An 11,702-nucleotide genomic window follows, 5' to 3' on the forward strand; every position below is an offset into this window, starting at 1 on the left:
TAAGGAAGAAATAATTTATGAATACTTTTACACCACGCCTAACAGCTACTTATTTTCCACGTGTGACATATGCATCGTCGGGTGAAGATTTTAGTCAATTACATGAATATTTAGATGATGAAATTTTAAAGTATAAGACTGAACAATTGGGAAAACATTATTCAAATCTTGTTGCTGGAAAAAAACTAGAAACGGGTGAGAATTATACGGTTTATTCGCCTATTGATCATGAAACTGTTATTGGTACTTTTTCAACCGCTGATGAAAATACTGTAAATTTAGCAGTTAAAAATGCGCAAGAAGCTTATAAAACCTGGTCTATAGTTCCTTGGCAGGAGCGAGTAGCTCGTGTTCGTCGTTGGACAGATGTATTAACACGTGAAAAATATAATATTGCGATTGCAACAATTTTTGAAGTCGGTAAATCACGTATTGAAGCGTTAGGTGAGGCGGATGAAGTATTAGATATGATTCAATATTATTGCGATGAAATGGTTCGTAATAATGGTTATCACCAATCGTTACGTCGTGCTTTTGCTCATGAAGAAACAAGTACACGTTTACGTCCATTGGGTGTTTTTGGGGTTATTTCACCTTTTAACTTTCCGTTGGCGTTGTCTGTAAATTTAATTATAGGTGCGATACTTACAGGAAATACAGTGGTATATAAACCTTCTCCAAATTGCGGTTTAACAGCAACATTATTGATTGAAGCACTACAAGAAATTGGACTTGGTGATTTAGTACAATTGGTTCATGGTCATGATCTCGTTGGAAAAGCAATTGTAAATCATGTAGATATTGCAGGTATTGCATTTACTGGATCTTATAACACAGGAATGAGTATTTTCCGTCAAGTGAATAGTAATACATATACAAAACCCGTTATTGCAGAGATGGGAGGAAAAAATCCTGCTTATGTCACATCATCTGCACATTTAAAAACTGCTGCAAATGGTGTTGCGCGTTCAGCTTTTGGTCTACAAGGTCAAAAATGTAGTGCTAATTCTGTTGTATATGTACATGAATCTGTTAAAGATGAATTTGTTAAAGAATTAATTGCAGTTACTGAAAAATTAAAATTCAATGATCCAACGCAAAAAGATACTTTTGGTGGGCCAGTATATAACCGAGAAGCCTATGATCGTTATCTGGCGGCTATTGAAGAAACAAAAGTAGATGGCAAAGTATTATTTGGTGGACAAGCGTTGAATATTAAAGGCTTAGAAAAGGGCTTTTATGTTTCTCCTGCCATTGTTGAAATTCCTAAAGGTCATCGTTTAACAAAAGATGAATTATTTGCTCCATTTATTGCAATTCGAACATTTACACAACTTGAAGATGCAATTATTGAAGGCAATGATGTGATTTATGGTCTTGCTGCTGGCGTATATACACAAGATGCTCGAGAGTTAGATTATTTCTTAGACTTCGCTGAAGCAGGTGCACTTTATGCGAATCGTGCAAGTGGTTCAACGACAGGTGCATGGCCTGGTATTCAAAGTTTTTGCGGTTGGAAAGGTTCAGGCGTGAGTCATAAAGGTGGCTTAGGACCTAATTTTATACAGCAATTTATGCGTGAACAAAGTCATACCGTAATTCGTTAATTTAATATAAATCAATCTATTGCCCTTAATTTTTTAAGGGTAATAGGCTGCTTTTGCCTAAAATTTGAGAATTAAATGATTAACAAGACTGAAGAAACCATGACAGATGTTCTGTCTCAAATTAAAGATAGCTCAACCATCATGATCGGTGGGTTTGGAAAAGCTGGTCAACCTGCCGAATTGATTGATGGATTGATTGAATTAGGCATCAAAGACTTAGTTATTGTTAATAATAATGCTGGAAATGGTGATTATGGATTAGCAAAGCTATTAAAAACTGGCGCAGTACGGAAAATAATTTGTTCATTTCCTCGACAATCTGATTCCTGGGTTTTTGATGAACTGTACCGTAATAAAAAAATTGAATTAGAACTTGTTCCACAAGGAAATTTAGCTTGTCGCATTCAAGCAGCGGGTATGGGACTAGGTCCAATTTATACACCGACAGGTTTTGGCACTTCACTTGCGCAAGGTAAAGCAACACTCAAATATGAAAATAAGGATTATGTTCTTGAAAATCCAATTCACGCTGATTTTGCTTTGATTAAAGCTGAAAAGGGTGATCGTTGGGGAAATTTAATTTATCGAAAATCAGCGCGTAATTTTGGTCCCATTATGGCCATGGCAGCAGAAATTACGATTGCACAAGTCAGTCATATTGTTGAGTTGGGGGAACTTGACCCAGAACAGATCATTACGCCAGGAATCTTTGTCAAACATGTTGTCAAAGTTTAAAGCCTACTAAGCAGAAACAAATATGAGCTATATCAAACTGAGTCGTGAACAAATTGCACAACGTGTTGCACAGGACATACCCAATGGTGCTTATGTCAATTTAGGAATTGGTTTACCTACAAAAGTAGGCAGCTTTATTCCGAAAGATAAAGAAATATTTTTACATTCTGAAAATGGAATATTGGCTTTTGGTCCACCACCTGAGCAGGGTCAAGAAGATGATGAACTGATTAATGCTGGTAAAGAATATGTGACGATGCAAATAGGAGGCGCTTTTTTTCATCACGGTGACTCATTTGCCATGATGAGAGGAGGGCACTTAGATATTTGCGTTTTAGGTGCATTTCAAGTTGCAGAAAATGGTGATCTTGCAAATTGGCATACAGGTGAGCCTGATGCAATACCCGCTGTAGGTGGTGCGATGGATCTAGCCGTAGGTGCTAAAAAAGTCTATGTGATGATGGATCATGTCACTAAAAATGGTGAGTCGAAGATTGTTCAAGAGCTGTCTTATCCTGCTACAGGCTTAAAATGTGTTGATCGTATTTATACAGATCTATGTGTCATAGATGTGACTTCTGAGGGTTTAAACGTCATTGAAACAGTAGATGGCTTAAGCTTTGAAGTGTTGCAGCATTTAACGGAAGCAAAATTAATGAATGCGATGACAAGGAATTGAGCATGAAAGACGCATATATTATTGATGCAATTAGAACCCCTTTTGGACGATATAACGGTGCTCTAGCAACAATTCGTACTGATGATTTAGGTGCTATTCCTATTCAAGCATTGATGGATAGAAATCCAATAATCGCATGGGAGTATCTAGATGATGTGATTTATGGCTGTGCAAACCAAGCAGGAGAAGACAATCGTAATGTTGGGCGTATGTCAGCCTTACTTGCTGGTCTACCTTATAGTGTTCCTGCAACAACAGTAAATCGATTATGTGGGTCTTCTTTAGATGCAATTGCAATTGCTGCACGAGCAATTAAGTCGTCAGAAGCAGATTTAATTATTGCAGGAGGTGTCGAGAATATGAGTCGTGCACCTTATGTGATGGGGAAATCTGATCGCGCTTATGGACGCAGTCAAAAACTTGAAGATACCACAATGGGTTGGCGTTTTATTAATCCGAAATTAAAAGAAATGTATGGCGTAGAGAGTATGCCGCAAACAGCTGAAAATGTGGCGGAGCAATTTCATATCAGTCGAGAAGATCAAGATATATTTGCATTGAATAGTCAGTTAAGGGCGCAACAGGCACAAGAAAAAGGATTTTTTAAATGTGAAATTGTTCCTGTTAAATTAAATATACGTCAAGGTAATCCAATTGTTTTTATGGAAGATGAGCATCCTCGTCCATCAACAATCTTTGAAGGATTGGCTAAGTTAATTCCTGTGGTTAAGGCGAATGGAACTATAACCGCAGGTAATGCATCAGGAATAAATGATGGTGCTGCAGCAGTTTTACTGGCATCTGAGAACGCTTTAAAAAAATATAAATTAAAGCCACGTGCAAAAATTATAGGTGCAGTTGTTGTTGGTATAGAACCCAAAATTATGGGATTTGGACCAGCACCCGCAATAAAAAAATTACTCAATCAAACTGGGCTAAATTTAGCGTAAATGGATGTTATTGAGTTAAATGAAGCATTTGCGGCACAGGCTTTAGCTGTTTTAAGAGACTTAGGATTGCCAGATGACGCCTCGCATGTCAATCCAAATGGAGGCGCAATTGCACTTGGTCATCCATTAGGTGCTTCAGGTGCGCGATTAGTACTTACAGCACTGAATCAATTAGAAAAAATCAATGGACAATATGCACTATGTTCAATGTGCATTGGTGTTGGGCAAGGTATTGCCTTAATTTTAGGACGTTAATCAATAGGGAAAATTATGAAATTAAAAGTAGGATGTCTTACTTTAGGACTTATATTGCATCATCATGCATTTGCAGAAGAGTCTGAACCCGTTAAACCAACTTTCAATGGTGCAATTAGTGTTGTTTCAGCATATGTTTCACGTGGTGGGACAAATTCCCCTGAGAATTCTGATGCTGTGATTCAAGGATCTTTAAGTGCAGGTTATAATGGTTTTTATGCATATTACTGGTTTTCTAAATTAGGTTATTCAATTAAAGAGTTACAAGGAGGACATGCAAAATCTGCAGATTATTATGAACATGACTTATTTTTAGGATATGCAAGTCGTTATAAACAAATAGATTATAACTTATTTACTGCAATATATTTTTATCCTGGCGCAAAACATTCAACAGGTGTTGAAACGGGAATAGATTTGAGCACGAAACTTTCTGAACGAAATGACCGTGTAAAATTAAGTTTGATGACCTATGTGAATGATGTTTATTACAATAATAAATGGGATACATATATGACAGTAGGTTATGACTATCCGTTCAATGATAAATGGAATATTGATTTCACAGCAGGTTTTTCATATTTTCAAGACAAAGGAAAATATGAGGGAGATTTATTCTTAAATACCAAAAAAGATTTTGCTTTTAGGCATTTAACAACCAAAATAAATCGAAAATTGTTTGAGAACACAAATGCATGGATACAGTATATTGTTGGTGGAGAGAACCGAGCAGGTATTGATCAGAAAAACATGGTTGTTGCTGGTATAAAGTATAGTTTTTAGGTTGTTAATAGATAAAAGAGTAACTAAGGTTACTCTTTTTTATTGGTATTTGATTATTTTTACCGTAAGATTTACTGCATATAAAGAGACTAATAACTAGATTATTTATATAATGATTTTTTAATTGTAAAGAAAATATCGATTTTAATTGAATAAGACATAGAAATTTATTATTCATCTAAAACATAAACATTAAAGTTTCTAAGTTGTTCTTGTGAAGCTTGTAAGCTTGCACGACTTCGTTCTTTATTTTTTAAAAAATAAAGTGCAGCGATAACCTGAGAGGTGCTAATTGCAGAGACAACTGAAGGAAGTAAAAAAGATGAATTATTTGGAGCTACAATCAGATTATCTGCTTGAAATGCTAATGGAGAGACTTGACTATCTGTTATTAAAATAATTTTTGCTTTACGTTCTTTTGCAAAATTAGATGCCAAAACAGAATCTTTGGTATAGGGATAGTAGCTATAAATAAGTAAAACATCATTTTGATCAATGAAGCGCAGTTCATCTGCAAATGCACTACTAATACCAGTAACAAGTACGGTATTTTGCGTAAATAATCTACAAATATAATTAAAGTAATGTGCAGCACTAAATAAACTACGAAGTCCTAATATATATATTTTTTTCGCTCGATTAAGTTCGTCAGATATTAGATGTAATTCTTTGGACTGCTCTGGCGTATAGGTACTTTTAATATTTTGAATATCATGATTGAAAAGCTCATCAATAATATTCTGATTCGCCATGTTTTCTTGATGTATTAACTGATTAACAGAATTAGTATAAGCAGACTCTTGGCTTAATACCCATTGTACATAAATATTTTTAAAATTTTCGTAATTTTCAAATTTGAAGCGTTTGATGAATCTAACCATTGATGCTGGTTGTACATCAGCTAATTTCGCAAGCCCGCGCATAGATTCAATAGCAACATTTTGTGGGCTATCAATAATATATTTTGCAATTTTTTGAAGAATTTTAGGCAAAGATGCAAATTCAGCCTTAATCTGTTCCTCTAAGTCATTTTTTTTCATAATTTTGATAAAGTAAAATTAACTTATTAAAGTATCAGGAAAGATATTATAATACTAGAGAATAAAATTACGTATAAGTTATTCAAGAGATTTCTTTGAATAAGATGAAGTACACTTTATAAGAAATTAATATTTAAAATAATAAAAAGGTGATTTTAATATAACTTTATATTTGTAATTTTCTATTTTATTTTTGAGTAATGACAATATCGGTTTTTAATCTACACGATTTTATTATATTGGTTTATTTTTATATAATTTAGCACTTAAGTATCTAGAGACAATTAATTTTTTACAGAAATAAAGAATGGAGTTGTAATTTTTTTTCAAGTTTTGTATTTTTTTTATGCAAATGATGTCATCAATCGATATACATATAATTAATTAAAAACAATTGGTTAAGTTTTTTTTAGTATATTTTTATCGTTTTTTTCGATATGTATATGACTAAAGGCTTAAATTTTTTAGTTGTACATACATGTTAAAACATGTACTGTTTTCCTCGTATTAAACATGATCAATTCTCACATTGCCTAGTGATCATCAAGTGTATGGCTAAGTTATATAAAAGACTTAATATCCCATCAAATGATTTAAATTTTAGCGGCTTAATATTAGTAAGTGTGTGAAGAGATGAAATGATTTCATCTCGATTTAACGATCTTTTTAATCACCTTATTCCAACGACATACATAAGGATGAGTATATGGAAGACATTTCAAAAGATGCCAAAACTGTACGTTGGGGTGTCTTTGCTCCAATGTTCTGTTTGATTTTTTCTGCCGTTGTTTTAGGAATTTTCCATAGCGAAACGTTAATCTCATTGGCGAAAGATTTTTTTAATTGGTCGTTGCAGAATTTTGGATGGCTTTATCAATGGATTTCAATGCTCGCGCTTATTTTGGTCGGAGTACTGTTAGTTTCAAGATATGGTCATATTCGAATTGGTGGCAAAGATGCTAAAGCAAAAATGAGCTTTAGCAAATGGTTTGCGATGGCACTGAGCAGTGGTATTGCAACAGGTTTAATTACATACGGTGCAAATGAACCTATTATATATTTTGGGAATGTGTATGGAGAGCTAAATCAAACTGGGGTTGAGGCGAATACACATAGTGCTGCAATATGGGCACTAGGTCGCGTTTTTTATAATTGGGGTTTTGTTCCCTATGCAATGTATACATTATCTGGCGTAATTGCAGCGTATATGTATTTTAATCGAAAAAAAGGTTTATCGGTCTCTGCAACATTAGAGCCAATTCTTGGTAAATATGCACGAAATAAATTCATTGCAAGCGTTGTCGATGTGCTCGCGACTTTAGCGATTGTATTGGGCTTAGCATCGGGTTTAGGGACAGGCCTAACTGTTGTAGTGACTGGACTAAAAATTAGCTATGGCATTAATGCAACCACATCAACTTGGGTTATTTTAGGTGCTTTAACGACGTTCTTATTTACGTTCTCCTCGTATATTGGACTAGATAAAGGATTTAAAATTTTAGCCAGTATTAAGTCTAAGATTTTATATGCATTGTTAATTTTACTCTTTATTACTGGCCCAACTATTTATATTTTACGTACCTCTACAGCAGGTATGGCAACATGGTTACATAATTTCTTCCTTTGGGGATTAGATCCGATTGATATAGGTGGTGCTGCTTTAACTCAATGGTGGACACTATTTGATTGGGCCGTTTGGGTTGCCTATGCACCATTGATGGGCTTATTCCTTGCAATGATTTCTTACGGTCGAACTTTAAAAGAATTTATTATTATCAATTGGATTTTACCTTCGTGTTTTGCTTTATTTTGGTTTGCAGTATGGGGCGGAACATCACTTTACTTACAAGAATCAGGTGCATTAGATTTAGTACAAATTATTAAAGATAATGGTGCTGTTTCTGGTCTATGGGCCTTCTTACAACATTTACCATTTAAGCTAGGTGTGGTGATTGTACCTTTAATATTGGTACTCAGTTTATTTGCTTATGCCGTTGCAGCCAATAGTATGACCACAACCATTGCTGGCATGTGTACCAAAAATGTTCCCATTGGTGAAGAAGCACCTGCTTTTCAACGTATTATTTGGGGCGTTTTAATTGGCTCTATTGCCATTATCATGAGTGCTTTTGGCGGTGGAGAACAAGGCATCGATGGGATTAAGTATCTTGCCGTGTGTGGTGGGTTCTGCGTCTTGTTTATTTTTATGTTGCAGTTGCTTTCCATTATAAAAACTTTCTTTTACGACAAGCCAACTGAGTAAAACGATCTTAAAGCACCCTAGTTAAATTTTATTTAACTAGGGGCTCTACTTATTCATTTTCATTTAAAAAATGTATGCATTCGACTTGTCGAAGGGATGAATGCATCCAACAAAAAGCATTGAAATACATATTTAAGGATAAAGTATGCAAATTTTATTGAAAGATAAATCGTTACGATCTCTATTTTTACTGACTTTATCTTATGCAATCTGTCAAAGTAGTTACGCAAATGAAACGGAAGAAAAGCCTCAAGTTGAAAGTAGACGTATTGATTTCGGTGGCGCAATTCGAATGCGTTTTGATTATGATGCTGACCGAGATATTCGTAAACTAGGCTTTGATACTGCCATTGCAAATTTAGATTTTTATTATGATCAGCTTTCAGGTCATGCAGAATATCGAATTCTAGGTGGTGCATATCCATATGATTACACGGATAAAATTGGCGATATTCATTTTGCAAAGAAAGCATATTTAGCTTATCGGTTTAATGAGCAGCAATCAGTACAAGTCGGTTTAAATCAGGTGCCTATCGGTTTTCAACCTTATTATACCAGCACAGTAATTGAATCACTTGGGTATATTGCGGGAGTTGAAGATTTATATCGAGTGGGTGTGAAATATGATTATAAAGTTGAAAATCACCAAGTTTTATTTGGTTATTATGTAGCCAATGCGTGGAAAGGAAAAGGAACTGGACAGGGGGCTTATTATTCCAACCAGATTATACCAGCAGATCCGAGTTTAGAGCATGGTACTGATTATAAAGAAAAAGATGCTGTTGCATTTCAGTATAATTACACACAACAACATGATGCATGGACATCAAACTATGGAATATCAGGGTATTATTCCAAATTAAAATCTAAAGCAGTTGATGAAAAAAATGCGCATCGTGAAGTCTATGGACTGCATTATAGTATTGATGGTAATCGTTTAGGCATTAAACTGATTACATTATTTAATCATCTGACTACACCTGCTGATCAAACCACATTTGGCTCTTATGATGGGACATTTAATGTGGCTAATAAAGGAGTTTTATATAGCGCAGATGTGAATTATAAAATTCCTCAATTTAATGTAAAAGACATTGATAACTTTAATATTTACGCACATTACAGTCGCTATGATAAATCTAAAAAAGACTTTTTAGATTCAGAACAGGTTGTATTGGGTTCGGCATTTACATATAAGAAAAATTTTTATATTGCAGCAGAGTGGCTTTTTGGGAAAAATAATCCTTATATTGGAAGTAGTAGTTATGCTCAAAGTTTAGCTGCTGGTGGAACAAATCGATGGGAAAATCAAGTCAACATTAATATAGGTTATTATTTTTAATAAGTATTACTCTTCTGATTTTTATATATTTATTTAATTTTTATTGAGCTGAAGTAAACTTTGGCTCAATGATATTTTGAATACTCTACGACTTTATAAAATTGTTGATGTATTTTATGATTTGTAGAAAATAGAGAAGTTATGAATGAAATGTTACTTGTCTTTATATGTATATATCTTTTAGGCACGACAGAGTAAACTATAAAAAATTTTATTGAGCACGCACATGGCGGGAAAAACTAAGCCTCAACCAGATCTGGAACTTTCGATTGACGAAAATAGTCCTGTTCCAATTTATATGCGAGTAAAGCAATTGATTACAATGAAAATTAATCAAGGTGCTTGGACAACAAATCAAAAAATTCCGTCAGAAAGTGAATTGGTTAATCAGCTTGGTTGTAGCCGCATGACGGTAAACCGTGCTTTGCGAGAATTAACAGCGGAAGGCATTTTAGTACGTGTACAAGGGGTAGGGTCTTTTGTTGCCGAAGGGCAAGGTCAAACTTCTTTATTTCAAATTCATAATATTGCAGATGAAATAGCTGCACGGAATCATCAGCATCGTGCTGAAGTTTTAGTGTTAGAAAGCATTCGAGCAGATTCAATACAAAGCTTGCAGATGCAGGTTCAAGAAGGTCATCCACTATTTCATTCAATTATTGTGCACTATGAAAATGATATTCCAGTACAGGTTGAAGATCGTTTGGTGAATGCATATTTAGTATCGGATTATTTGAATCAAGATTTTACCAGAATTACGCCAAATGCTTATTTAATGGCAAATGCACCCATTACAGAAGGTGAGCATATTGTTAAAGCAATTTTAGCATCTGCTCAAGAAAGTAAGTGGCTTAAAATTAATAAAACTGAACCTTGTTTATTTATTCAGCGTCGTACGTGGTCGAACAAAAATTTAATTTCGAGTGCACGTTTGATTTACCCAGGCAATCGTTATCATTTAGAAGGTAAATTTACACCGTGATTCAAGTTTTGAGTACAGCACATTATATAAAAATGCCATGGAAAAATGGTCAAGGATTTACGTTAGAAATTGCCAGAAGTCATGGTGAAGGTTTAGATGATTTTGACTGGCGAATATCAATTGCAGATGTGAAAACAGCAGGTGTATTTTCTCATTTTTTAAATAAGCAACGTATTATTGGTGTGTTGGAAGGTGATGAATTAGTTCTACATTTAGAACAGCAAGTGCCCGTTACGTTAAAGAATAAGCAATTTTTTGCATTTCAGGGTGAAGAAAATGTATATGCAGAAGTGCCGCAAGGACCAATACGTGATTTTAATTTAATCTATGATCCTCAACGATATACAGCACGCTTACAGTGGATCAATGCAATAAGCACTGAGTCTTGGTTGAGTGATGCGGATCAAGTCATCATTTTTAACTCTTATTCTGAACTGAGTATTTGGGTGGATGGAACTGAATATCATTTAGCTGAACAGGAAACTTTGTTGGTTAAAAAAAATCAAAAAATTCAGAAATTTACGTTGGGTAAGTTATCTCATTATGATCTATGTGTGATTGAGATATTTTTAAAATAATCCAGTATTGAATTTTTAAAAGGATATATAAGGTCGCTTATATATCCTTTTTTTTCATTTATAAATCATCTAATTAAAAAAAAGATTTAAAAAAGGATTTAAAAATAAATTTTAATGTAGTATATATATGTATATACAAGTTAATACGTTTTTATTTAATACATCATTTTGTATTAGGTTATCTTAGAAAGGAAAGGAGTCTGTTCATGACGATCAATAATCCACGCTTCCGTGATATCGAAATCCGTGCACCTCGTGGTACAACATTGAATGCGAAAAGCTGGTTAACTGAAGCACCACTTCGTATGCTAATGAACAATTTAGATCCAGATGTTGCAGAAAACCCAAAAGAATTGGTTGTCTATGGTGGTATTGGCCGTGCAGCACGTGATTGGCAATGTTTTGATAAAATTGTTGAAACATTAAAAAACTTAGAAGATGATGAAACATTATTAGTGCAATCCGGTAAACCTGTGGGTGTATTTAAA

The 11,702-nt window shown here is 34.3% G+C and carries 9 protein-coding genes and 2 pseudogenes; 10 read left to right on the top strand and 1 reads right to left on the bottom strand.

Annotated features, from left to right (window positions below; genetic code table 11):
* The first annotated feature begins 17 nt into the window (after positions 1-17).
* From B9T31_RS13730 to B9T31_RS13750, 5 genes and pseudogenes are all read left to right on the top strand, one after another.
* Positions 18-1,607, top strand: coding sequence for an aldehyde dehydrogenase family protein (locus tag B9T31_RS13730; RefSeq protein WP_086182507.1), 1,590 nt, complete (start codon positions 18-20; stop codon positions 1,605-1,607).
* 75 nt (positions 1,608-1,682) lie between these two features.
* Positions 1,683-2,342 (top strand): 3-oxoacid CoA-transferase subunit A, encoded by a 660-nt coding sequence (locus tag B9T31_RS13735; RefSeq protein WP_086182508.1) that lies wholly within the window; start codon positions 1,683-1,685, stop codon positions 2,340-2,342.
* Positions 2,343-2,364: 22 nt separating this feature from the next.
* Entirely contained in the window at positions 2,365-3,021 is a 657-nt protein-coding gene (locus tag B9T31_RS13740; RefSeq protein WP_086182509.1) for a 3-oxoacid CoA-transferase subunit B, read from the top strand.
* A gap of 2 nt (positions 3,022-3,023) precedes the next feature.
* A pseudogene (gene pcaF / locus B9T31_RS13745) lies at positions 3,024-4,226 on the top strand (3-oxoadipyl-CoA thiolase).
* A 15-nt stretch (positions 4,227-4,241) separates the two neighbouring features.
* Positions 4,242-5,009, top strand: coding sequence for a hypothetical protein (locus B9T31_RS13750; protein ID WP_086182510.1), 768 nt, complete (start codon positions 4,242-4,244; stop codon positions 5,007-5,009).
* Positions 5,010-5,179: 170 nt separating this feature from the next.
* Here B9T31_RS13750 and B9T31_RS13755 read toward each other — a convergent pair whose 3' ends face one another.
* The gene (locus B9T31_RS13755; protein ID WP_086182511.1) at positions 5,180-6,049 is read right to left on the bottom strand and encodes a MurR/RpiR family transcriptional regulator; all 870 of its coding nucleotides are present in this window, start codon (positions 6,047-6,049) and stop codon (positions 5,180-5,182) included.
* A gap of 706 nt (positions 6,050-6,755) precedes the next feature.
* Between B9T31_RS13755 and B9T31_RS13760 the strand changes: the two genes are divergently transcribed.
* The 5 genes and pseudogenes from B9T31_RS13760 to B9T31_RS13780 form a co-directional block, all read left to right on the top strand.
* A complete protein-coding gene (locus tag B9T31_RS13760; RefSeq protein ID WP_086182512.1) occupies positions 6,756-8,312 on the top strand; it encodes a BCCT family transporter in 1,557 nt (518 codons plus the stop codon).
* A gap of 145 nt (positions 8,313-8,457) precedes the next feature.
* On the top strand, positions 8,458-9,654 hold the full coding sequence (locus tag B9T31_RS13765; protein ID WP_213033241.1) for a hypothetical protein: 1,197 nt from the start codon (positions 8,458-8,460) through the stop codon (positions 9,652-9,654).
* 226 nt (positions 9,655-9,880) lie between these two features.
* The gene (gene hutC, locus B9T31_RS13770; protein WP_086182513.1) at positions 9,881-10,636 is read left to right on the top strand and encodes a histidine utilization repressor; all 756 of its coding nucleotides are present in this window, start codon (positions 9,881-9,883) and stop codon (positions 10,634-10,636) included.
* Positions 10,633-11,214, top strand: coding sequence for a HutD family protein (locus tag B9T31_RS13775; protein WP_086182514.1), 582 nt, complete (start codon positions 10,633-10,635; stop codon positions 11,212-11,214). Before hutC ends, B9T31_RS13775 begins: the two co-directional genes overlap by 4 nt.
* A 206-nt stretch (positions 11,215-11,420) precedes the next feature.
* Positions 11,421-11,702: pseudogene (locus B9T31_RS13780) on the top strand (urocanate hydratase); the annotation flags it as partial.

This window comes from Acinetobacter sp. ANC 4558 (assembly GCF_002135375.1).
GTDB lineage: Bacteria > Pseudomonadota > Gammaproteobacteria > Pseudomonadales > Moraxellaceae > Acinetobacter.

Coding starts and splice junctions, on each gene's coding strand:
- B9T31_RS13735 (WP_086182508.1), top strand. CDS start 1,683: ATGATTAACAAGACTGAAGAAACCATGACAGATGTTCTGTCTCAAATT.
- B9T31_RS13740 (WP_086182509.1), top strand. CDS start 2,365: ATGAGCTATATCAAACTGAGTCGTGAACAAATTGCACAACGTGTTGCA.
- B9T31_RS13760 (WP_086182512.1), top strand. CDS start 6,756: ATGGAAGACATTTCAAAAGATGCCAAAACTGTACGTTGGGGTGTCTTT.
- B9T31_RS13765 (WP_213033241.1), top strand. CDS start 8,458: ATGCAAATTTTATTGAAAGATAAATCGTTACGATCTCTATTTTTACTG.
- B9T31_RS13730 (WP_086182507.1), top strand. CDS start 18: ATGAATACTTTTACACCACGCCTAACAGCTACTTATTTTCCACGTGTG.
- B9T31_RS13750 (WP_086182510.1), top strand. CDS start 4,242: ATGAAATTAAAAGTAGGATGTCTTACTTTAGGACTTATATTGCATCAT.
- B9T31_RS13755 (WP_086182511.1), bottom strand. CDS start 6,049: ATGAAAAAAAATGACTTAGAGGAACAGATTAAGGCTGAATTTGCATCT.
- hutC (WP_086182513.1), top strand. CDS start 9,881: ATGGCGGGAAAAACTAAGCCTCAACCAGATCTGGAACTTTCGATTGAC.